Source organism: Oleiphilus messinensis (assembly GCF_002162375.1).
Taxonomy (GTDB): Bacteria; Pseudomonadota; Gammaproteobacteria; order Pseudomonadales; family Oleiphilaceae; genus Oleiphilus; species Oleiphilus messinensis.
In genome coordinates this window covers 1-23,374 of sequence record NZ_CP021425.1, presented here as the reverse complement: position 1 = coordinate 23,374, position 23,374 = coordinate 1, and the positions used below count along the sequence as shown (strand labels likewise).

The following is a 23,374-nucleotide window of genomic DNA, read 5'->3' as shown; positions in this document are numbered from 1 at the left end:
TGCGGATGTGTTGAAATCCCATCCCTGCCTATATGAAAACAATAATCACAATTCCCGTGGCCAAAGCCAACAATTTTTGCCTGGTGGTAGACTACATTAGATTGAGAAACATCACTAACTCCATTAATCATTTCGTCCACCAAACAGGGCACTGGCTTTGAATTATGGAAATTAAAGAAGTTAGCGCCAAAGATATTCCAGTTTCCCTGTTACTCCTGGCTGATCCTTCAAAAGCGAATATTCAGACCTATCTCGATAAATCCTGGAGTATTGCTGCAATTCAGGATCAAAATATCATTGGCGCCTGTATCGCAAAACAAATCCGAAAAGATACTGTGGAAGTATTTAACGTAGCAGTTTATCCGGCTCATCAACAACAGGGTATAGGAACCCAATTGCTGAACAATATGATCACCAAACTCAAACGGCTCAACGTTTCACGAATTGAACTGGGTACGGGAACCTTTGGTTATCAATTAAATTACTACCAACGGCTAGGCTTTCAAGTTTGCAATGTATGGAGAGATCATTTCATAAAACACTATGAAAAGCCATTGTATGAAAACGGCCTACAACATTTCGATATGTTAAGACTGGAACTCGTGCTATGACATTTTAATAGGATAAAACAGGTGAGATGTTGAATCAGATCGAACGCTACACTTTATTGTGTCAATCCCGAAAAAACTATCTTTCCAACTGATTTGGAATGATCGGTCGATTCTTCCAATGAACTCCTTGCGCTAAAATTTGAGCGAGAAACTGACCCCGGATAAATTTGTAACGACGCTCAACCTTTCCGTGTGCTTCATGCTTTATATATAGCCCTTCCATTAACCCCGTGAGATCTGTTTGTTCAATAGCCACATTTGCGTTGAGCTTTTGTTGAGCAACAGATTCTAAAAAGTTGTCATTCTGCTTCGGCGAGATAAAACTTGATGGACCTGTCAGTTCATATAACTCGTAAGCGTTTGAAAAGACGCCTTCTCCTACCACTTTAACCGATGAAAGAAAGCTTAAACTCTTGAGCATATCCCGTCTTCGACCCGTGCTAAGAAAAGTACCCAAAACCCTATCGAAAATATCGTACTCCATAAAATGGTCAGGCAAACGATCATAATAAATAGTGTGTTTAGCGTAGAGCCATTCACCGAACAAGATATAACGGTCGCGCAGTACATTCCATAGAGATGAGCGGTGTGTTGCAATCCAGTTTTTTAGAAGATCAAACTCTGGGTTAAAGCGCTCATCGACAAAATGCCCGCGACTCTGTATACGCGGCCGGTGTTGGCTCTGAAAAAAGATTCCAATTTGCGTTCCGTCCATTTTCTCTTCGATAACGAGATGCTTTCCTCGCACGGAATGGAGATTAATCTTTTTGAGATCAAGAGGGTCGCAAGAAAACTTGGACCCTTCGATGTGGTTGGTTCTGGGATATTTAACGAACTCCATCACAACCACCCATCTGAAAATCCCCAGACCATTTGATGAGTTCACCATTTCCGTCAATTACCCAGTAACGATGAGACTCCTCTGGTACAGGCCACTCCAGTTGGTCCAGCTGATTTCGCAAAACTTCCTCAGGCACTGGATGAGGTCGGTGTTTATTATCCATAAAGATCTGCTGCTCAGATTTATGAAACACAACCATGGTGACAAAAGCATGGTAATCGAATGCGATTCGACAAATTCGTTGCCTGAAGTCTTCACGCAAGTTTGTCGCATCCCAAATGACATTTCTTTTCGCTCGCAAATGTACTTTTAGTCTTTCGCGAGCAACATTCAGAATTTGGCCAATATTGGATTGATCGGCCCTGCCACCATTAAGCTCTTCTCGTAACTCATCCAAAGAAATGACAGAACACTCAGGATCAAATTGTTTAATCCAAGAAGACTTGCCAGAACCGCTAGGACCATACAACACATACACCTCACTGAATCCCTCTCTTAGGTAATAGGTACGTGCGATACCTTCCTCCAAGGTCGAAATATCACCTTCTTCAAAATCACGCATCGTCCGAGCAAAGATCATATCCTTTGTTCTGGATGGCAAACCTTGTAGGTGAGGATCAATGTTTCTCCGTAATAGTTCAAGAGGCTTATGAGATTCCCATACGTCATATTCTTCACAGAACAATCGAAACTGCTCCAACAAGTCGAGCTGCTCGTTAAGGTCCTCACAGATGCGGCCTCTCATATCGGCCACTTCTAACCAATAAAGGAGATCCATTGGTGCTTTTCGGGCAAGCTTCCAATACTCCCCGCGCTCCATTTTCTTGATGACCAGTAGTTTTGGCATTTGGTGCTCACCCACCAATCCCATAACCAAGTCGACTACTTCTCTGGATAACTCTAAGTCAAGCAATCGATGGGCAATATAGGATCGCCCCATTACTTCATGCCTGGTCGCAATAACTCGCTCTGTCCCTCTCACTTCCTTCCGTCTTGTGGTGAGTGGTTTGGCGATGTCATGCAATAGGGTGCCAAGCACGAGTGCTTGCCTTCTTTCACCCTGGATATGACAAGCTTCGCCCTCAAGCAGTTGATAGAGTTCATCCAAAACCATACCCGTATGGATATGAACATCGCCTTCCCCATGCCATTGAGGGTCTTGTTCGGTCACTTTGAATTGAAGCAGCAAGGGAAAGGTTTCCCCAAGCTGCTCAATACACTCATCAATTGAGGGTGTGCCATCCAATGTGAGCGATTGGAGCCAAGATTGCCTATTCATTGTCAGCGCCCTCCATAGACTTCAATCCGTTTGGAACGACATCTTGCGCCATCCAATGGGTATCGGTTTGGACATGACCTGATCTCACCCACTTAGAAAAGTGGTTTTTGAAATCAGAATAATGGAATCCTTCCGATGTTCGTACAACGTAGCCTTCAACTTTGTTTGTATCGACAATGATGTCCCGTACAAATTGTTCATCCCACATGCCTCGGTGAATAACTGGCACCGTATGCAAGTGGCACAATTCGCTCCACTCAAGCGTATCGTCCCAACTCAAGCAACGATTATTCTCATCCCAAATCGCAAACACATAAAAATAGCTCTCTAAATCAGAGTAAAAAAGCGAATGTTTGGCGTAGAGATTTTCGCCGCAAATACGCCAACCCTCAGGAATATCAGAGGTCAAACGCGCTTGTAAACGCTTAACCCAAGTTCTGGACGGGTGATGGCGACTATCGATGGAACGCGCATGTAAGTAATCCCGATAAATGGTGGTGCATTCTCCATCCATCTTCTCGGTGATAATCACTTCTTTATTCTCAAATCCGTGAAAGTCCGTTTGCCGAATATCGTCGGCGGTAAAACCCGGAGACCAGGGAAGGTGAGGTGTACGAGGGTATTTGAACCGTTGACTGTTCATTACCTTTCTCCTTAACTTTCCGATACCAGAGGCTTGCTGCTGGTATTCTTCTTAATGATAAATATGGAAAGACAGCAATTACCCTTCGCCGTTGATCAATACCTAAAGCAGATCGTTTAGCGAATAAAGTCTGTGCTGTATAAAAAGGAAAAAGTAATTACATAGCTCCACAATTAGAACGAAAGTCCAACGCCTCACATATAAGGTGGGTTTGTTACGACGGAAATTATAGGATAGCTTGATTAGGATTTAAACAAGAAAAAGACTAGATCGGTTCTCAGTTTCTAATCTTTATATATCGGCCTTATCAATTTAAATAAGGTTTAACGGAGGATTCCAACTCTTTGATGAGCGCTTCATCCATATATTGGTAATCATCCGGGATATCTAAAACGTGGACGGGCTTGTGGTTTAACATACGAGTGAACTCAGCCTTTAGCCGGTTCTTATGCTTCTCTTCCATAACAAAAATGATATCAGCCCAGCGAATATCCGCTGAGCTGACAGTTTTTCTGGCTTTAGGGCTCGTGCCTGCAGACCGAACATTAAAATTTGGGTGCTTCCGCCATAAGGTTTCAGCCGTTGGACTTCGCCATTGGTTTCTGCTGCAAATAAACAATAGGTTTTGCATACTAATCAACCAATGGGAGTTCTTCGTCTAATACCTGGCGAATGGTTCTTTTTGGATATTCCATTCCTAACTGGCGTGCTCTACCGAGCTTTTCAGATCGTGTGTACATCAATTTCCAGTTTTTCTCAGATATCCATTTCTTCGTTTTAGTCGAAATCGACCGTGTAGAATTAGCTCGGGCTTTAGATCTTCTCCAAGCTCTCGTTCTTGTGTTTGTCATCATTTATTCCTCTCAAAGTGAATCGGGTTCAGCAGCCGCGATAACACGGAGAGGTAACTTCTTTAGCCTGAGAATATTAGCATGGCTAAGCGATTATGCTAAGCCGATTGGATCACGCATAGATAATTCTTTGGAAAATTTTGCTGTCGACTACCAGAACAATCAGTTCATATATGTATAATTGCTGGTCTTATTGTGAGTACACAAAACAAGGATGAAATAAGTGTCAAAGACTGCCCCAGCTGTATTTTTAAGTTTTCTATTTTTATTCGTTTCATTGGGCGTTGGGTCTGCTCATGCAGGTGAAGATGTTTCTAATTCATTACTTCACAATGATGCAGGTTATATCGAATTTGCTTTATATCGCACCGGCCCGATCATACCTTACAAGGAAATTTCTAAATTCATATCATCCAATACGGCTAAACTCGTTCTTTCAGATAAATTTGAATCATCTACTGATCAAATGGTGATCGATTTCAAGACGATTACAAATGTTCATGAGGAATACGCCCCGCCAAGTGGAAATTTTTTAAGGTATTTTGGTAGGGGATTAAGTTCCGATCAGGCTGAAGAGCTAGGGAAATCAAGCCATGTTATTGTATTTTACGTAGCATCTTCGAATAAGTATGTATTGGAAGCAAATAAAGAGGCGACCTTATTGCTCCATTCGATGGCAGATAAATTTGGCGGCTTTATTTGGGATGAAGATACGAGAGAGATATTCACGAAAGAAGCCTGGCGCGATAAGCGCCTTAGTATGTGGACTGACCAATGGCCAAACGTAGCCAATCACATCACAATTCATGTCTACCAACCAAATGACCTGTATGCTCGCGCTATTACTCTTGGCATGGCCAAGTTTGGCTTACCCGATATTGCGATAAACAATTTTGCCTGGTCTGTGAATCGCGGAATGGGGAACCTCATTAATCTATTAGCCCAGCAGATGGTTGAAGGCTATTCCATCAGCCGCAAAGGATTATTGGCTGACATTTCTTCATTTAAGAATGAGGAAGCTAAAAGATTTATGGAAGGACAGTTATTTGAAAATGCGCAGAAGGACGTTGTGATAAAAGTGCTGCCGTCAAAACCTGAGGAAGGTGATCCTAATAACTCTATCATTGAACTGGCCTTTGATCATTACCCCGGGAAATCATTACAAGAAAAGCAGGAGCGCTTTCTTGGTGCCATGTTTGGGTGGCAGGAAACTATGAGCATGGTAGAGCACAATAACCAAATTCTCGCAGCGAGTAACCGAGCGCGATCCAAACTACCTCAGTTAAAGTCAGATTTTAACAAAGGATTAGAGCCAGGTGGGCACATCAATGTAAAAGCACCATTTGAAACTCTTGATGGTGGAAATGAGTATATGTGGGTTGATGTTATTGAGTGGAAAAGTGATCAGATTACCGGGCTACTGAAAAATGAGCCATACAATATTCCATCCTTAAGAGGCGGCCAATCAGTCACGGTAACCGAAGATATTGTCTTTGACTACATAAGGTATTTTGGCGATGGATCGAGTGAAGGAAATGAAACTGGCGAACTGATCATGAAGTATCAGTCACAAACACGGTCTTATAACCAATATCAGAACTAAGTCGGAGAATTTGCTGTGTCTTTCTTTAGTAGTAATAGGAAAAAAGCTCAAAAGTACCATGAACAAGGCGAAAGCCATTGGGATGAAAGAAGGGATCAAGAAGCCATTGATTGCTACTTAAAGGCAATCGAACTCGACGCTGAAAAATCTGAAAGCTATTACAACATTGGCTTAGTGTATAAGTATCAGAACGAGTGGGAAAAATCTCTTAAATTTAATGAGAAAGCTTATGAGCTAGATCCAGAAGATGAGGCAGCAAGATGGAATCTAGCTATCGCAGCGACAGCATTACGTAAATGGAAATTGGCGCGTAAGGCTTGGATTGATAACGGGATATCTATTGAGCCCGGTGATGAGCCCATATCCATGAATTTTGGTATGACGCCGGTTCGACTAAACCCGGAAGGATCAGGGGAAGTCGTGTGGGCCACACGTATAGATCCGGTAAGAGCGCGAATAGATAGCATTCCTTATAAAGAGTCAGGCTTCAGACACGGGGACATTGTTCTCCACGACGGTGCTGCCGTTGGATATCGTGAAGTTGGTGACCGTGAGTATCCCGTTTTTAACGTATTGGAGTTGTTTGAAGAATCATGCTTCTCCACATTCATCGCGACTGTCGAGATAAATACGGATGATGACCTGGATAAACTGCAGGATTTATTTGCGAAAACAAAACATGATTTTGAAGATTGGACAACGAACATTCGAACCATTTGCAGACAATGTAGTGAAGGCAAACCTCATAAACACCATGATGAGGAATTAATTGATGAATGGGTGTCGGAGCGTACTTTGGGGATAGCTGCATTTGAAGGGCAATCTTTAAGCGACGTTTTTGACGAGTGGAAAAAAATCACTCACGCCAAGCTAATTAACATCGAAGTTTAGTGTTATGAATCTTCTTGAAAAGCTAAAAATGCGTTTCTCTCGTCAAGAAGGCTTGGAAGACTTATTGTCACAATCAAGTAATTGGGATGGCTATAAAAGAGAGAATGCAGTCCGTCGTCTCGGAATGCTAGGAAACCCAATCGCCTTGCCAGACTTATTTTTGAGAGTAAATGATTGGGTACCTCAAGTTCGTTCCGCTGCCAGAGAGGCAATACTTAGAATTGCACAAGCTCAGAATGCGGAGGCTTTCGTGCATTCTCTTCCTCAGCTATATCATTTAAACGTTTGTGGTAGAGATGATCACTCTGAGTTCATCGAGACAATCGAAAGTTTTTTATTGAATGATGACAATAAGCAATGTTTGGTTGGTGGGTTACAAGACGATGACGCCTTGGTTGTTCGTCACTGTATTTCATTGATTATCGACCATAACTTACTTTCAGCTAGCGAAGTCGTCAATAAGGGCCTGGCTCACCCTGATGTCATCGTCAGATTTAAGGCTGCAGGTTTCTTACGAAAATTGGAAATGGAGCAGTTAAATATAGCACTACAAGTTGCTTTAAATGACAGCTTTATGCCCATTAGGCGGGAGGCTTTTCAGCTCGCAATTCGCAATCAAGAGAACCCAAGCTTGTTAGCTAAGCAATATTTATTTGATCGTCACCCATCAATAAGAGAAATCGCGATCAAGTTTTTAAAGAGTAATGATTTAAATGTTGAAGTAGATTACATCGGAGAACTCTCTTCGCAACAAGTAAGCAAAAGACGTATTGCTATTTGGGGCATCGGCGCTTTGCGGGTAAGTGAAGAAATTGGCAAGGTACAAGAACTCCTTAATGATCAGTTTCCAAGTGTAAGAAAACAGGCGCTGACAACACTTTTCCAGCTGTCAGGGGAGAAGTCAGAGCGAGATTTATTCGATGGCTTGATTGATGAGTCTTCGTCAGTTTGTAAAGAAGCTGCTAGGTTAATCCCAAAAATAGGATTAGCTCTCGGTGCCGATCAACTTCTACAAATAGTAAAGCGATCATCGCATTACCATACTCTAGCCTCTTGCGTAGGACTTGCTCGCAGAATTAACAAATGGGAGCGGATAATATTCATCGCAAGCTTATACAATAATAAGTATGAGCAATATCTTACTGAGAACGAGTTGAACGGAGCGATGAGACTATGGGATATTGAATTTAATAGATCCGCCGCTCAACCTACCCCAGATCAACTCACACGGTTAACTGAACTATACCACTCAACTGATATGCTTAAGAGAAATAAAAGTATGTCATTTACGTTGAAGTCATATGGCGTTGAGTTGTAGAGCCAAACGATCTCCTCAAACTAAAAAGGATTTTCTGCACTATCGGTTTATTTATTCTGCCGAAAAACTTGATGGTTCAGCTATAAAAAAACCAGCTATCCCTTTGAGGTAGCTGGCTTTCATGGTGGCACTTATGTCCGCACCTTACAATATTCTTATACGTCCAGGTTAGTTACGTACAATGCATTGGTCTGGATAAAATCCCGGCGGGGTTCTACATCATCACCCATCAGACAAGTGAAGATCTGATCCGCTGCAATCGCATCTTCGATGGTCACTTTCATCATGCGACGGGTTTCTGGATCCATAGTTGTTTCCCACAATTGATCAGGATTCATCTCACCCAGACCTTTATAGCGCTGTATATTCAAACCTCGTTGCGCTTCTTTCATCAACCATTCCAATACTTCTTTGAATTCCTGAACAGGATGCTTTTTCTCACCACGTTGAATATAAGCACCTTCTTCAAACAAACCTTGCAATGTCTCGCCTAGTTTTGCAATTGTTTGGTAGGAGGTTGACTCAAAGAACTCATGATTGAACACGTATTCGTTACCGATACCGTGAGTATAAACTTCAACTTTCGGCAAAAACAGATTACGTTCTGTATCTTCGACCGTCGAAAACACAAATGATGAAGCCGTCTTCCCATCGGTTTGCAGCATCTCACCAAACTTGTTAACCCAGGCCTGCATCTGTGCCTGATCCTTCAAACTATCGAGCGACAACGTTGGCATATCGATCATTGTTTCCAGAACGATAACCGGATAAACCCGGGCTCGTCGTTCGATAATACTCATTACAGTACGATAGTCATTTACAATTGCCTCTAATGCCGAACCCTGAATTGGAGGCGCATCGGGATTCACATAGAGTTGAGAGTTTTCAAGAGCAGAGTTGGTAAGATAGTTTTCCTTTGCTCTTTCATCTTTCAGGTACTGCTCCTGCTTCCCTTTTTTAACCTTGTATAGCGGCGGCATTGCAATATAGATATGGCCGCGCTCGAGAATTTCCCGCATTTGCCGGAAGAAGAAGGTCAGTAACAACGTACGAATGTGGGATCCATCCACATCCGCATCTGTCATAATAATGATACTGTGATAGCGGAGCTTTTCGATATCAAATTCTTCTCGTCCAATACCGCAACCTAATGCTGTAATCAAGGTTCCAACTTCCTGGGACGATAACATCTTATCAAATCGTGCTTTTTCAACATTCAAGATCTTACCCTTCAATGGCAGTATGGCCTGGGTTTTACGATCTCGACCTTGTTTTGCAGACCCACCAGCGGAGTCACCCTCCACTATGTACAGTTCAGATAGAGCAGGGTCTTTTTCCTGGCAATCTGCCAATTTTCCGGGTAGCCCGGCAATATCTAAAGCACCTTTCCGGCGAGTCATTTCACGAGCTTTACGAGCAGCTTCACGGGCGCGGGCTGCATCAATCATTTTATTAACGACTGATTTTGCTTCCTGAGGAAACTCTTGAAGGTAGTCACCAAACTTGGCATTCATTTCCTGCTCTACTGCAGACTTAACCTCTGAAGATACCAGTTTGTCTTTTGTTTGTGAGGAGAATTTTGGATCAGGTACTTTAACAGAGATAATTGCTGTCAGACCTTCTCGGGCATCATCTCCCGTTGTAGCAACTTTCGATTTACCGGCTAAACCTTCTTTTTCGATATAACCGTTTAGTGAACGGGTCAACGCTGCACGAAACCCAGCAAGGTGAGTGCCGCCATCCCGCTGTGGAATATTGTTGGTGAAACAGAAAATGTTTTCCTGGAAGCTGTCATTCCACTGCATTGCTACTTCAACCGCAATGCCATCTTCACGCTCCATGGCAAAGTGAAAAACGCGGTTGATCGGGTTTTTGTTTGTATTCAGGTATTCTACGAATGCCTGCAAACCACCCTCGTATTCAAACTTTTCCTCTTTACCTGTACGCTCATCTTTCAGAACAATACAAACACCACTGTTCAGGAAGGCGAGTTCGCGCAATCGTTTTGCGAGTACATCATAGTGGAATTCAATGTTGGAAAAGGTATCAGGGGAGGGTATGAAGTGTACTTCGGTTCCAGTCTTCTCAGTATCACCGATTACTTTAAGCGGTTCTTGAGGAACTCCGTGATGATAGATCTGTTCGTGGATCTTGCCACTTCGTCGGATCGTCAACTTAAGTTGCGTAGAGAGTGCGTTTACTACAGAAACTCCCACACCGTGCAATCCACCAGATACCTTGTAAGAGTTATCGTCAAACTTACCACCGGCATGCAATACAGTCATGATCACTTCAGCAGCACTGATGCCTTCTTCATGAATATCTGTTGGAATGCCACGGCCATCATCTGAAACTGTGATCGATTCATCCGGGTGAATGATTATTTTTATCTGGGAGCAATAACCCGCTAACGCTTCGTCAATTGAGTTATCTACAACCTCGAATACCATGTGATGCAGACCAGTACCATCGTCTGTATCACCGATGTACATCCCAGGGCGTTTTCTTACAGCATCTAATCCTTTGAGGACTTTAATGCTGGAAGAATCATAACCGTTATTATCACTCATATCATCTCAACCCTAATCTGGAGAGTTATCAATCGTTATTTTTCCATGTTCCACGTGGAACATTTTGAAGTTATCGTTTGGTGTAGAAAGGTTCCGCAGCACTAGTGAGTTATCCAATGCCGTTATAAAAAGCTGTTCAGACTCTTTCTCCAGTACCGAAAAGACCAGATCTTGATTGAACTGATCAAGTTCAGAAGTAAAGTCATCAAGGAGGATGATTGCGCGTTTACCGGTTAGTTGAGCCAGTAATTTGATCTGTGCAACCTTCAAAGCACAAACGAAGAGTTTTAGCTGTCCGCGAGATAATACTTGGTCTATCGGTTGACCCTTAATAGAAAACTTTATGTCTGCTCTGTGGGGGCCAAACTTAGTATAGCCGTATTTAACGTCTGTATCTAAACCACTTTCTAATAGATCGGATAGTCGTTTTTTAGCGTCCCAACCCTGAAAGAAATGACAATTCACTTTATCTGTATTGATGTTAAAGCGTTTTAGGTATTCATTCAGCAGAGGGTCGAGCGCTTCGATATAGCTTCGCCTTTTTTCATTAACCAGCTCTGATAGTCTTACAAACTCCTGGTCCCAAACATTTAACTCCGAAGGGCTAATTTTACCACGCCTGAGCAAAGCATTCCTTTGTTTTAGTACTTTTTTCAATCGGTTCCATAACTTGGCGAACTGATGTTCCACGTGGAACACTCCCCAATCAATAAATCGCCTTCTACCTTCAGGCCCTTCGGTTATGAGCAAAAATGATGTTGGATCGATAACGATAACGGGGAAGTTAATTGCATGACTTGCTAAGCTCAATACTTTTTCTCCGTCCACCAGTATCTTGAGTTTATCTTTTTCCTTCGATAGCCCTACTTTATAGTGTGCGTCTGATTCTTTACTTTTGGCTTCGCCGTATAATGTGAATACTTTCAAGTCATGGGTAATACAAGACTCAAGTTGATTTGCTCGAAACGACTTGCCTGACAGCAATACTTGAATCATTTCTAAAATGGAACTCTTCCCCGATCCGTTTACACCCAAGAAAAAGTTTATTCGGGTGAACGCCAACTGTGTATTTTCTAGGTTACGGAATCCACTAGTATTGAGTTTAACTAATTGCATTTTGGGTAGGATAAACCGAAGCATTCAATAGGATTAGTTTATCGGGATCGAGATTCACTCTGTTAATTCTAGTAAATATATCAAAGGAGAGAACGATACCGACTTGAAGTCTTATGTGGCCATTATTATAGCCATAGTTAACTGTGAAGTATCTGCGGATTAATAGGATCCGTTTAATACCGGCTTCCCGGGTATGGACAAACCTGACCCTCAACCTCTCGTATGTTCAATGTTACGGACAATCATTTTTTTACTTAATTTTTGGTATACGGTAATAAAAATGTTCCACGTGGAACATTCTTCTGATAACTCTCGTTTAAGGTTATACAGGTGTTGTAAAAGAATTAGCGAACCTCTGTCCAGTACGGACGTATGTTTGTCTCATTCTATTCCCGAAATCTTTTCGAAAATCGACAATTGAGATTTAGTGTTTGTTGGGCCTTAACTAAGCAGTATCAGTTAAAGAGAAGGGAGGGATGGTTTAGTTATTCCAAATGAATGGCGAGGGACACAATTACTTTGGAGAATCGAAATTCAGACTCACTCCTTTCGAAATTATCGGTTTTCGCCCGATCATCTAAGTTGCTGTTTACTGAGGTTGTGCGACAACACTGTACGATCGCAATAACCTGACGGATGTAATTTCAGTGACAGAGGCACAAAGATCAAACCTCAGAACGCGCAATTCAATTTTAAACAGATCAGACTATTAAGCTGACACTGATTAGGTTTTTCTTTTTTTGGTAAGTTACGCAAGAAGACTAACCCTTGGCGTGCAACATTATGCCAAGATTCCACGATAGCGACTTTAAAAATAGGAGAAGATTACCGTTAATCATTTTGCCCGAAGATAACTATTCACATTTATATATGTTGCCTTTGCACTTCCAAAAGCAACGATCACACTGTGAGTTGTCATGTGTTTTTGAGGCATTCGGGAATGCATGATATGAAATATTGGAATTTTGGTGTTCAATTAACTTGAATACCTTTAGAAACGAGATGAGTCTCAATCTTCACCGTTTGACGAATCAAAGGGCTCAGGTAGCTTGATGCTATATGAAAAATTCGGTCAATCTGAAGGATAGTGATCGAATGTCTTTTTAGGTGGAGGGGGGGAGTGACTAGGTTCTTTGGGTGAGTTGCCATAAAAATTGAATATGAAAGACAAAGTCCAGTTTTATGATTTTAACGATTAGATACGATTTAACGCTTGGTACACTATTTAGATACATATTCTATTGGGTTGGGAACATCATTAGGGCCTGTTTAATTTGAATTCGATAATCTCAACCTGTAAGCAATTAGTATTTAAATAGCCCAATTACATTCAAGTTATCTATCAACAAAGCAGGTCCTAGCGTTTCATGCGATCTTGAAAAACATCCTGCTCTTATTCTTTTGTAGCAAACTCAGAGCAGCCCACGCAGGACACGATTTATATGAACAGATTTATATGAATTAGTGTGATTACCAGGGGAAACTGACGGTATAATTACCAAGCGATTTTGTCGTTGTGAGCATACCAGAGTGCAACTCTCCTCTCTAGCAATTCGTTAATCTCAAGCTGATTTTGGCAGTAGTTGAACTTTTGCGAGTCTTAGTGCTGCCGTATTCATTTCTTCTCGTAGCCAAATTTACCTTACGCCTGCCGGGCTGATTTCTGCTGAGTAGTTCTGTTTTAACTGCCGAGACACTTGGGCTTGGCCCAGATGTGGATTGCGCAGTGAGAAGTCGATCACTAGCTTTTCTAACTCTTCATCTGTTCTGTTTTTGTGCCGCAGATTGGGGGTTTCCTGACGTTTGAGAGCATCAATACCACCTTGTTGGAGTAAACGTCGGTGGCGGTAGATGGTATCTCTCGAAATACCGCTTACTCGAGATGCCTCTGAGACATTACCAAGCTTGTCGGCCAGGGCCAATACATCCAGCTTTTTCTGTATTTCAATTTCTTCCATTGAGGGTTTGGTGGGCTCAGATACAAGTGAAATGGCTAATTTTCTGCCAGCGAAATATGCGTCAAAACGATCGTGATTAGCCTTTCTGATTTCAATTTTCTGATGTGCAATAGAATGCTTTATCGGCGAATCGATAAAGTAGAATTGGTTCCCATAACTGAAAGTATGGTCATTGCGAATTTTTCGATACTCTTTGGTAATGCAAATATTATCGAAATTGACTTCAGGTGATAATGGCGTGAACTCAGAAGTGCCTTGTCGGGCTTTAACCATAATATTCCGGCGCCAAAACTGTGGGATAAAAACGTGTTGCAGATAGCTGTTTGCGCTCACCATATCGGTAATGCCATTGAGTCTAAGCTCTGGAATAAGGCGGTCTTGTAGCGTATCAAAAGCACGTTCGATGCGCCCCTTACCTTGTGGTGAATTGGCAAAGATGATCTCGATACCTAATTCATCACACGCCCGTTGCATTTGAGAAAAATTACATCGTTTTGGCCCACCAAAAATGCCAGCTCTATCTACATACAAGGCCTTAAACAGGCCATGTTTTTCAATCACGCTCCGCATGACTTTTAAACAACCATCAGTGGTTTCTGATTTGAAGAACTGAGCGTGGATGTCACTGGTGGAATCATCTATAACAGCGATCAGGCAGGACTTGTTATTCCCAAACCAGCGATGATTGCTCCCGTCCATCTGTAACAACAAACCGGGCGCTTCCATACGCTCTCGATGTTTATGCACTCGTTTACGCCGGCGTTTGGAACGCTTCACGTGATGGATCTCATGCGCCCACTTTCTCAGTGTTTCTCGCCTTACAACGATCTGTTCATTGGATTCAAGCATCTCGCCTAAATGAATGAGATTAAGGTCGAAGTACTTATCACGAATTAAGGTTTTCACCTGTTGTTTCACTGCAGAAGAGGTTTTATTTGTGGGCTCATGACCCGTATTGCCATGGATCACAAACTGAATACCGACCTTTCGATATTTCTGCAAATAGCGTTCAACCGTGCGTTTGGACTTATTGAGGAGTTTGCTGGCATTGGCAAGAGAGATTTTGCCTTCAGCGACCTTGGCTATGACATCAACTGTCAATTGAGCTTTGGAGTTTATTTTAATAATCCTTCCCGTTCCTCAAATGCTCAAACACACATTCAAGAAACACGGCTAAAAATGAACCGTCAATTTCCCTTGGTAATTATTGGTTACGACAAAATCGCTTGGTAATTAAGGTACGACAAAATCGCCTGGTGTTAAGATTTATATGAATTAATCTCAACTTAATCTGACACCTCTTTTTGAAAAAGTGAGAGTTACCGTTTTGATAAAGGTGTCGAATCATTATTTCAAAACAAAAGGTAACTCTCATGCTAAAAACTAACAACCCAATCATTAAACACAAAGCCGGATTATTAAATTTGGCAGAAGAGCTCAATAACGTTTCAAAAGCCTGCTAGATCATGGGCGTTTCTCAAGACACTTTTTATCAGTATCAAGAGTTAGTTGAGGAGCAAGCTCTGGCTGCGGATGTTTTCGCAACTTCCTGACGACCTCTCATTGCCAATACCGCTTTAAACTAGTGACTACGAAATTTATTGTCCCCTGATAATTTCGATACCGACGCTATCTTTTTTCCGCAGCTACTATGCTGAAGGAAATAGAGTTCCGGCGAACCGTCAAACAAGTTTCCCGTTGGTGTTATCGAAGCTAAATATTACTACTCGAAAAGAGAATACGGAGATATAAAATCAACTGATATTAAACGCTTAAAAAATAGAAGTGGAAAACAACGGACACAAAGTAAAGATTGCCGACCTCAGTCTTGAACATCAAAACCTAAAAAAAGATCGTGGAACAAAGTTGTAAAACGAGCGGGTAAAAAGGACCTTTCGACTACGATCAACCAAGAGCATAGAGTAGGTTTAAGACTCACTTGTCGATCAGTTTGCGTTGAAGGTTTGGTATACCGCTAACTCTGAGATTCGAACAAAAATGGAATCACACAAATTCACGCTAGCACTGTAAAATCGAGTTGGACAAGCCTCTGTCAGAAAAAAAATTTTCCCAGCAGAACACCTGATCTATTAATTGTTCCTAAAAAACCGGCCGAATGTCGCTTGACGGAGCATAACAGTCGTATTTGCGTCTCTTTATTTTGAGTCTCGAAACCTTTTCAATAAATTTTTTTATATTCAACCTAAATTCTGCAAACAACATTGTACTTGAAAAGAAAAAGGCGATTTGATTCAATTGGTTATCATCAAACAACCAAGCACATCAGAGTCACCTTTTTCATGATCAAGAATACCCATAAAAGTGCCAAAAAACCAGCCGCAAAAATTCGCTATCAACACACCGGAAAAAAGCTGACTAGTCAAGCTGGCATTATCCCTGCCATGCATTTCCTCGATCACATCGGTTTTACCGAGGCTTGCCAGAAGCATCTTGATTTGCAACGCGGCAACACGGCTCGTTACAGCTTGGGCGACTCAATCTACCTAACGATTATCGGCATCATCGCCGGTGCCACTTCGCTCAGGAAGGTGGTTTCTGTGTGGGCAGATCAGGTGCTGCGTGAAGTGGGGGGGTGGCTATCGATTCCAGATGACAGTACATTGGGTCGTATTTTCCGTCGTGGAAAGCTCAAGCATGTCACCCAGCTCGAACAGATTAATCACACCTTGCGTCAGGGAATTTGGCATAGAGCATTGAAGTCCGGTACTTGGTTGCCCGGAACCCTCTATCGAGGCTGGATTGATGTGGACTCGACTGTCAAAACCGTTTACGGTCAACAGGAAGGTGCTGAAAAAGGCTACAACCCAACGAAAAAAGGCTCTAATTCTTATCATCCACTGGTTGCCTTTTGCAGCCACACCAAAGAAATTTTGCAAGCATGGTTGCGCAGTGGCAGCACCTACACCAGCAACGGCATTGTAGGCTTCATGCAGCAACTTTCTGCGCAGATGCCACCCAAAATGCGGCTGCTATTCCGAGGTGATTCAGGATTCTTTGTTGGAGAGCTCATGGACTGGCTGGATCAGGCTCGCCATGGTTACCTGATTAAAGTGAAACTCAAAGGCCTTGCCGCTTTGTTGGACAAGCAAGCTTGGCAACGAGTACCGGGTCATACCGATTGGGAACAGTGTGACTTTTTCCATCAATGCGGTCAATGGGAGCGGTCACGTCGCTTTGTTGCTGTGCGGCGTAAAACTGCTCTCATCACCAAAGGCCCTCAACAAGCCTTGCTGAATGAGCCCGTTTACGACTACTTCTGCTACGTAACCACAGAGCGGTTGTCTCCTTGGCAAGCACACACGACATACGGAAAGCGCGCAACTTGTGAAACCTGGTTGGATGAAGCTAAGAACCAAATGGGGCTGGCGCAAATCAAGAGCCATGATTTCATGGCCAGCTCATTAATTTTCCAATGCGCTGTGCTGGCGTATAACACGGTACGCTGGATGGCACTACTGAGCGATAATGACGAATTGAAACGATGGGAAATTCAAACTATCCGAACTTTTCTGGTACGTACTGCTGGACAACTCTTGCGTGGTGGGAATCAGCTTAAGGTCAACGTTCCGAGCAACCATCTTCACCCAACTCCGTGGGCTGACTGGTTAAAGCTGTCGTTTATTCATTGACCAAAATACCTATACTTAAATTCTTCGACTAAGCAAATTCCAGATTTGGAGTCAGGCAGACTTTGGCCTGTTGCTCCGGTTGACGATAGAGATGATTATAATTTAAACAGTCCAATCAAGTGAATTACGCTTGTTTCAGTTGCATGGTGTGCAAAATGGTGATCCATCGACACTAAATGTCGCTATAGTCGTATCGAATCGATTCAGACATATAGATTGCAGGATTTAGGTTCAAACTATACTTTAAAAACGGAATTCACTTTCACAAGGGACTGGCTGAGAGGAACTCTATTCAATGTGGCGTGTACTGTTAATCACCATCTTGTTTTTTTCACCGGGCGTATTTGCGAAACTAAAATACGTTTTACACATATCAAGTTACCATCCTCAGTACTACTGGACCCTGGAGTGCAACAGCGGACTGCAGAATATTCTTAAACTGAAGGCGGAAATTAAAACTGTTTACCTCGATACAAAACGTATTTTACCCGATGAATACGAAACGAATGTGAGACAAGCGCTTCAGGAAATGCACTCAAGCCCTCCTGATCTTGTTGTTCTTTCCGATGATAATGCGCTGCGTTTGATTGGACCCTATCTTGAAGCGAGCACAATTCCGGTTGTTTTTATGGGAATAAATGCGAATCCTAGGGATTACTTCAAATCAGGAAAACTGCCCATCAATATGACGGGTATTTTGGAAAGAGCACCCTTTATGGGAAGTTTGAGAATTCTGAAATCAATTATTCCGGACGCAAAGAAAATACTGATACTGACGGAAAACAGTCAGACATCCAAAGCGCAAATTAGAACCTTGATCGGATCGAGAGATCAGTTTGTGGTACAAGGAATTTTAGCTGAGGTTAAAATTCTTGAAAGCTGGACAGCCTGGCAGGACACAGTTAGAAAAAGTCACCAGGATTATGATGTACTTTTACCTTCGGCCTATTTCAATATTAAAACGGATAGCGGCCGTTACATTCCGCCGAAGAAGGTAATCGAGTGGATCTCTGCGAACAGTCGAATTCCCGTATTTGTAAACAATGATCTTGCGGTTGGAGAAAACCTGGCAATGGGCGGGTTTGTGCTGGATGGGGAAGCACATGGGCGAATGGCTGGATTGCAGGCGCTTAGCATATTGGAAGGCGTATCACCTTCAGCCCTATCACCCATCGTTGATGAAGCGGGAATTCTTTACTTCAATCAAAAACAGCTTAATCGTTTCAATATCGTTTTACCTGAAACAACACGGCAATACGCAAACTTCAGATAAGCGCACAGAAATAATCTTACGTTCTTCAAAGATTAACCGGCTTGAGAGTTTATCAACAGCAATAAGAGATTATCTTCCATTTGAGGAAACTGAATCTTTCGAAATCAACCATGCTCCTGCAACCTTCTTCCAGACTACAAGAAACTTACCTTCATCAAGTGGCTTACCGTTCAAATCGAAGTGCTGGTAATGTCCTACCTCAATCGCCGTAATTCCCGAAATATGAATTTCTTCAGTATGATTACTGATTTTATCTATTTTTGTTTTCATAAAACGGAATGTCTCTAATATCGCACTGCGTCCCCGAATCAAAGGTACGCCGGGCAACAGGAGCATCGCATCTTCTTCAAACAATTGCATGATCGATTCTAATTCATTTGTATTGAATAGACTTTCAAATATTTGATTTTGTTTGCGGAGATAGGTTTCGTCTGAGCGAGACATGTTTGAAATTTCCCTTTCTTCATATTGGTAATGAGTACATTTACTACCGAAATGATTACGCGTTGTGTATTGGAAATCTGTGACCAAATCGATTTTATTACACTCAGAAAACAAAAAACCCCAAGCTTTAATGGCTTGGGGTTTTCTACTGTATGACTTCTACCAGTCTTAGTGCAACATGTTTAAGCGATCATCTACAAACATATCCAACTCTGGCGCTAACACATGAACATATCGATCGAAATAGAGGAATTGCTTCAGAAGCAACGCAAACTCGCGGGGGAAATGGAGGCCATGTTGCTCGCCGATACGGACGATTTCCATCAGAATATTATTGACCTCATCATCCTTGCCGCCGTTTAATACATCATATTCCGGTACCATGGTATCCATTCTACGATACAAATTTCGGATATCATCCGCGAGATCCTGAGCGTCCACCTGTTTCTTGGTGATACCAATCATAATCATCGCTTCGGCCATACCTTCAAAGTTCCCGACCATAATCGAGGAAATAAAGTCGGACATTCCTTGCCACGCACCCGCGGAAATACGTCCAACAATGCCAAAATCAATGAATCCGATACGTCCATCTTCCAAGACCATGAGATTTCCCGCATGGACATCGGCATGGAAAAATTCACATTGTGTCAAACTGGCGAACCAGGTATTCATAGCGGTAATGAGCGTTCGCTCAGGATCACTGCAATACTTCCGGATGGTATCGAGATCGATGAGTGGCACACCATAGAACCGTTCCATGGTCAACACTCGACGAGATGTACAATGATCATAAACCTTGGGAACCGTGGCATCGGCATTGCCGGTTCGATCCAGGAATTTTCTGAATTCTTTAAGGTTATTGGACTCCTTAATGAAATCACACTCTTCCATCATGGTCCGTTGAATCTCTTCAACAATTCCGGAAAGAGACGTCCAGGATAACTTGGGTGCGAGGTATTCAACCAGACGTGCCGACGCATAGAGAAAATTCAAATCCGTGAGAAGAATATTCTCCACACCAGGTTTTTGAATTTTGATCACAACATCTTCACCGGTTACTAATTTCGCAGCATGAACCTGAGCGATTGAGGCCGATGCCAAGGGTGTTGAATCAATATACTCATAAATTTCTGAAAGTGGTCTGTCCAACTCATCCTGAAGGATCGCTTTCATAATGGAAAAAGGCAGCGGCTTAGTCTTGTCGAGGCAATATTGAAACTCTTCAACATATTCTTGCGGGAAAAATGTTGGCGAGCTGGCAATAAACTGACCTAATTTGATGTAAGTTGCACCAAGGGACTCAAAAGTTTGACGGATCAACCTGGGAACGGGTGGTCGATCTCCTTTGACCCAGCTTACACCTGTTTTCGATAACACGGTAGCGGTTTGACCGATCCGAAGTGCGCCTTTAACCGCATTTTTAATAGTAACCATACTATTCTTCCTGACTGAGTTTCCCGTACGTATGAAGACCCTAACCCGCTCGGACATGGCGAATTGTCCAAACATAGATGAAATTATAACCGCATTGGCATAATAACATACAAGACATCAGCTTTGTTAACCGGTTCAATCAGAGCACTACTGTTTGGATTGGATAAAATGATCTTGATACGTTCATCATCGATGTTATTCATTACATCAATCAAGTAACCCACGTTAAATCCGATCTGCAGCTCATCACCCTGATAGTCGACTTCTACATAGTCTTCAGCTTGTTCATGTTCCGGGTTATTAGCTGTTACTTTAAGCAAATTTGTGGACAAATGTAAGCGTATTCCACGGATATTTTCGTGAGATAAAATACCTGCACGCAGTAACGCACTTTTCAACATGGCAGGATCAGCCATTATCGTCTTATCACCACCACGAGGAATAACCCGATTATAATCCGGGAACTTACCTTCGATTAATTTTGATGTAAACGTATAAGCGCCAATTCGGGATCGAATATGACTATCGCTGATCACTAACTCGACATATCCATCTTCCCCTAACAAACGTGCTAACTCCAAAACACCTTTACGAGGGATGATGACTTGCTTGTGCTCGGTGACACCTGTTGGAATCTTGTTCGATGCCATGGCCAGCCGATGACCATCCGTTGCAACCAAACGGATCACGTCTTGGTCACTTTCCAGTAACATACCGTTCAAATAATAACGAACATCCTGTTGGGCCATTGCAAAAGCAGCAGACGAAATCATATTCTTCAGTTCACTTTGCTCTACTTTAACCACATATTCCGAAGTCTCTTCTTCGACATTGGGAAAATGCTCGGCGGGCAATGTCGCCAACGTAAAGGTGCTGTTACCCGACTTCAAGGTCAAGCGATCACCTTCTGTCCAAAGCTCTACCGCAAAGTCCTCAGACAGCGAACGAACAATTTCAGACAATTTCTTGGCGGGTACGGTTATTTGTCCCGTTTGACCGACAGTAACGTCTTCAATCCGGCAAACCAACTCGACTTCCATATTGGTTCCGGTCAAAGTCACTGAATCATCAGATACTTGAATTAAGATGTTGGATAACACCGGCATGGTCTGTTTTTTCTCGACAACACCTGCAATCGCCTGTAACGGAGTGCTTAAGGATTCTCGGGCAATACTAAACTTCATTATGGGCAGCTCTTAATTTGTTCCGGATTTTTAGGTAGTTAGGGTTCGCATAAAATTCTGATAATCTTCCCTGATATTCTGATCAGTGTCTTTGAGCTCATTGATCTTTTTACAGGCATGTAACACTGTCGTGTGGTCACGACCACCAAAAGCGTCACCGATTTCAGGCAAACTGTGATTAGTCAGCTCTTTCGCTAATGACATGGCTAACTGTCTTGGCCGAGTAATCGAACGATTACGCCGTTTGGACAGCAAATCTGCCACTTTAATCTTGTAATACTCCGCTACAGTGCGTTGAATATTATCAATACTAACCTGTTTTTCATGAAGGGCTAACAGGTCTTTCAAACATTCCCGAATGAACAGTGGGGTAATTTCCTCACCGGTAAAGTGTGCATTTGCAGCGACAAGTTTAAGCGCTCCCTCCAATTCGCGGACATTGGAACGAATCTTTTGGGCAATAAAAAATGCAGCCTCATTGCTTAAACGAACATTGGTCTGCTCAGCTTTTTTCATCAAGATGGCCACACGGGTCTCCAACTCTGGCGGTTCCACCATAACAGTAAGACCCCAACCAAAACGGGATTTAAGGCGCTCTTCCATATCATCAATTTCTTTCGGATACCGATCACAGGTCAGAATAACCTGTTGGCCACCTTCAAGTAATGCATTAAATGTATGGAAAAATTCCTCCTGAGAGCGCTCTTTCCTTGCAAAAAATTGTATATCGTCAATCAACAACGCATCCACAGAACGATAATAGCGCTTAAATTCATTAATCGCATTCAACTGCAGCATTTTGACCATGTCGGCAACAAATCGTTCTGAATGCAGGTAAACCACCTTTGCACTTGGATTACGTTTTACAATGTCATTTCCGATCGCATGCATCAAATGGGTTTTACCCAGACCCACACCACCATACAAAAACAGTGGGTTATAAGCACCTCCGGGATTATCAGCAACCTGCATGGATGCGGCTCGTGCCAGTTGGTTCGATTTGCCTTCTACAAAAGTTTGAAACGTGAATCCAGGGTTCAGAAAACTCTGGTGATTGATCGACTCTACCAGATCTTTTTCATTCTTGCGGATGACAGCAGAAGGAGGTTCTATCGAAGTATCCGAATCATTAAACAACAGACTTCCTTGTTTTTCAGCCGGCAATGCGCCAACTCCGGAACGATTTGCACTCGATTCGGCTCGAACGGGCATTTCCCGATCCATAGCCGACTGACCACGATTTGGACCTCCCCCGGGTAGCGCTGCTGACGGACTCGTTCGCGTTGATTCAACCGCTGAATTTACTCCGATACTCTTATTTTCACCATTACCAGAGCGATTCACACTAACTGGCTTTTTGGGTGCCGCTGAACCAATTTTTAAATAAATAGAAGGGCTCGACTCGGAGATCTCAACAAATATCTCTTTGATTCTAGTTACAAATTTTTCCGAAACAAATTCAAGCACAAACTTGTTTGGCGCATAGAGATACAATCCATCATCCCGCATATCTGCCTGCAATGGCCTGATCCACATGTTGAATTGTTGTGCCGGTACCTCACCTTCGAGATGTTGCAGGCACTGGCTCCATAATTCTGTTGACACCTAATTTGCCACCTTGGTAAATACCAAAAATCTAAGTTAAAACGTTTTTTAAGGGGAATAGGAAACCGTACGCCATATTTTTACACACAGCTTCCGCTCA

Annotated in this window: 16 protein-coding genes and 2 pseudogenes; 7 read left to right on the top strand and 11 right to left on the bottom strand. The window is 42.6% G+C overall.

What is annotated here, in order from left to right; all coding sequences use genetic code 11:
- The first annotated feature begins 164 nt into the window (after positions 1-164).
- The gene (locus OLMES_RS00090) at positions 165-611 is read left to right on the top strand and encodes a GNAT family N-acetyltransferase (RefSeq protein ID WP_087459362.1); all 447 of its coding nucleotides are present in this window, start codon (positions 165-167) and stop codon (positions 609-611) included.
- 76 nt (positions 612-687) lie between these two features.
- Here OLMES_RS00090 and OLMES_RS00085 read toward each other — a convergent pair whose 3' ends face one another.
- The 4 genes from OLMES_RS00085 to OLMES_RS00070 all read right to left on the bottom strand — a co-directional run bounded on the left by OLMES_RS00085 (position 688) and on the right by OLMES_RS00070 (position 4,005).
- Complete coding sequence (locus OLMES_RS00085; RefSeq protein ID WP_157678069.1) at positions 688-1,452, bottom strand: RNA ligase family protein; 765 nt, start codon at positions 1,450-1,452, stop codon at positions 688-690.
- A complete protein-coding gene (locus tag OLMES_RS00080) occupies positions 1,439-2,731 on the bottom strand; it encodes an AAA family ATPase (RefSeq protein WP_087459360.1) in 1,293 nt (430 codons plus the stop codon). Before OLMES_RS00080 ends, OLMES_RS00085 begins: the two co-directional genes overlap by 14 nt.
- Positions 2,724-3,374, bottom strand: a complete 651-nt coding sequence (locus tag OLMES_RS00075; protein WP_087459359.1) for an RNA ligase family protein — start codon at positions 3,372-3,374, stop codon at positions 2,724-2,726. Before OLMES_RS00075 ends, OLMES_RS00080 begins: the two co-directional genes overlap by 8 nt.
- Positions 3,375-3,681: 307 nt before the next feature.
- The gene (locus tag OLMES_RS00070) at positions 3,682-4,005 is read right to left on the bottom strand and encodes a low molecular weight protein tyrosine phosphatase family protein (RefSeq protein ID WP_087459358.1); all 324 of its coding nucleotides are present in this window, start codon (positions 4,003-4,005) and stop codon (positions 3,682-3,684) included.
- Between the two features lie 443 nt (positions 4,006-4,448).
- Between OLMES_RS00070 and OLMES_RS00060 the strand changes: the two genes are divergently transcribed.
- The 3 genes from OLMES_RS00060 to OLMES_RS00050 are packed head-to-tail and all read left to right on the top strand — an operon-like array spanning position 4,449 to position 8,037.
- Positions 4,449-5,828 carry a DUF2314 domain-containing protein gene (locus tag OLMES_RS00060; protein ID WP_087459356.1) on the top strand — a complete coding sequence of 460 codons (1,380 nt, stop codon included), beginning with the start codon at positions 4,449-4,451 and terminating at the stop codon, positions 5,826-5,828.
- 15 nt (positions 5,829-5,843) lie between these two features.
- Complete coding sequence (locus OLMES_RS00055) at positions 5,844-6,719, top strand: tetratricopeptide repeat protein (RefSeq protein WP_087459355.1); 876 nt, start codon at positions 5,844-5,846, stop codon at positions 6,717-6,719.
- A 4-nt stretch (positions 6,720-6,723) separates the two neighbouring features.
- Positions 6,724-8,037, top strand: a complete 1,314-nt coding sequence (locus OLMES_RS00050; RefSeq protein WP_087459354.1) for a HEAT repeat domain-containing protein — start codon at positions 6,724-6,726, stop codon at positions 8,035-8,037.
- A gap of 155 nt (positions 8,038-8,192) precedes the next feature.
- Here the strand turns inward: OLMES_RS00050 and gyrB are convergent, their stop codons facing one another.
- From gyrB to OLMES_RS00035, 3 genes and pseudogenes are all read right to left on the bottom strand, one after another.
- The gene (gyrB, locus tag OLMES_RS00045) at positions 8,193-10,607 is read right to left on the bottom strand and encodes a DNA topoisomerase (ATP-hydrolyzing) subunit B (RefSeq protein WP_087459353.1); all 2,415 of its coding nucleotides are present in this window, start codon (positions 10,605-10,607) and stop codon (positions 8,193-8,195) included.
- Between the two features lie 12 nt (positions 10,608-10,619).
- Positions 10,620-11,723 carry a DNA replication/repair protein RecF gene (gene recF, locus OLMES_RS00040; RefSeq protein ID WP_157678068.1) on the bottom strand — a complete coding sequence of 368 codons (1,104 nt, stop codon included), beginning with the start codon at positions 11,721-11,723 and terminating at the stop codon, positions 10,620-10,622.
- A 1,562-nt stretch (positions 11,724-13,285) separates the two neighbouring features.
- Positions 13,286-14,809: pseudogene (locus OLMES_RS00035) on the bottom strand (ISNCY family transposase).
- Positions 14,810-15,054: 245 nt separating this feature from the next.
- On the opposite strand from OLMES_RS00035, the pseudogene OLMES_RS28980 reads away from it, so the two are divergent.
- The 3 genes and pseudogenes from OLMES_RS28980 to OLMES_RS00025 form a co-directional block, all read left to right on the top strand.
- Positions 15,055-15,213 (top strand): annotated as a pseudogene (locus tag OLMES_RS28980) (helix-turn-helix domain-containing protein); the annotation flags it as partial.
- Positions 15,214-15,981: 768 nt separating this feature from the next.
- Positions 15,982-17,331 (top strand): IS1380 family transposase, encoded by a 1,350-nt coding sequence (locus OLMES_RS00030; RefSeq protein WP_087459351.1) that lies wholly within the window; start codon positions 15,982-15,984, stop codon positions 17,329-17,331.
- Positions 17,332-17,626: 295 nt separating this feature from the next.
- Positions 17,627-18,604 (top strand): ABC transporter substrate-binding protein, encoded by a 978-nt coding sequence (locus tag OLMES_RS00025; protein ID WP_087459350.1) that lies wholly within the window; start codon positions 17,627-17,629, stop codon positions 18,602-18,604.
- 69 nt (positions 18,605-18,673) lie between these two features.
- Here the strand turns inward: OLMES_RS00025 and OLMES_RS00020 are convergent, their stop codons facing one another.
- From OLMES_RS00020 to dnaA, 4 genes are all read right to left on the bottom strand, one after another.
- A complete protein-coding gene (locus tag OLMES_RS00020) occupies positions 18,674-19,048 on the bottom strand; it encodes a YybH family protein (protein WP_087459349.1) in 375 nt (124 codons plus the stop codon).
- Positions 19,049-19,216: 168 nt separating this feature from the next.
- A complete protein-coding gene (locus OLMES_RS00015; protein ID WP_087459348.1) occupies positions 19,217-20,485 on the bottom strand; it encodes an ABC1 kinase family protein in 1,269 nt (422 codons plus the stop codon).
- Positions 20,486-20,568: 83 nt separating this feature from the next.
- Positions 20,569-21,669, bottom strand: a complete 1,101-nt coding sequence (gene dnaN / locus OLMES_RS00010) for a DNA polymerase III subunit beta (RefSeq protein ID WP_087459347.1) — start codon at positions 21,667-21,669, stop codon at positions 20,569-20,571.
- Between the two features lie 30 nt (positions 21,670-21,699).
- A complete protein-coding gene (dnaA, locus tag OLMES_RS00005) occupies positions 21,700-23,274 on the bottom strand; it encodes a chromosomal replication initiator protein DnaA (RefSeq protein WP_087459346.1) in 1,575 nt (524 codons plus the stop codon).
- Positions 23,275-23,374: the final 100 nt, after the last annotated feature.

Bases quoted from the DNA above. Each gene is read 5' to 3' on its own strand.
- recF (WP_157678068.1), bottom strand. From the start codon at position 11,723: ATGCAATTAGTTAAACTCAATACTAGTGGATTCCGTAACCTAGAAAAT.
- OLMES_RS00080 (WP_087459360.1), bottom strand. From the start codon at position 2,731: ATGAATAGGCAATCTTGGCTCCAATCGCTCACATTGGATGGCACACCC.
- OLMES_RS00070 (WP_087459358.1), bottom strand. From the start codon at position 4,005: ATGCAAAACCTATTGTTTATTTGCAGCAGAAACCAATGGCGAAGTCCA.
- OLMES_RS00030 (WP_087459351.1), top strand. From the start codon at position 15,982: ATGATCAAGAATACCCATAAAAGTGCCAAAAAACCAGCCGCAAAAATT.
- OLMES_RS00050 (WP_087459354.1), top strand. From the start codon at position 6,724: ATGAATCTTCTTGAAAAGCTAAAAATGCGTTTCTCTCGTCAAGAAGGC.
- OLMES_RS00025 (WP_087459350.1), top strand. From the start codon at position 17,627: ATGTGGCGTGTACTGTTAATCACCATCTTGTTTTTTTCACCGGGCGTA.
- dnaN (WP_087459347.1), bottom strand. From the start codon at position 21,669: ATGAAGTTTAGTATTGCCCGAGAATCCTTAAGCACTCCGTTACAGGCG.
- gyrB (WP_087459353.1), bottom strand. From the start codon at position 10,607: ATGAGTGATAATAACGGTTATGATTCTTCCAGCATTAAAGTCCTCAAA.
- OLMES_RS00020 (WP_087459349.1), bottom strand. From the start codon at position 19,048: ATGTCTCGCTCAGACGAAACCTATCTCCGCAAACAAAATCAAATATTT.
- OLMES_RS00075 (WP_087459359.1), bottom strand. From the start codon at position 3,374: ATGAACAGTCAACGGTTCAAATACCCTCGTACACCTCACCTTCCCTGG.
- OLMES_RS00090 (WP_087459362.1), top strand. From the start codon at position 165: ATGGAAATTAAAGAAGTTAGCGCCAAAGATATTCCAGTTTCCCTGTTA.
- OLMES_RS00015 (WP_087459348.1), bottom strand. From the start codon at position 20,485: ATGGTTACTATTAAAAATGCGGTTAAAGGCGCACTTCGGATCGGTCAA.
- OLMES_RS00085 (WP_157678069.1), bottom strand. From the start codon at position 1,452: ATGGAGTTCGTTAAATATCCCAGAACCAACCACATCGAAGGGTCCAAG.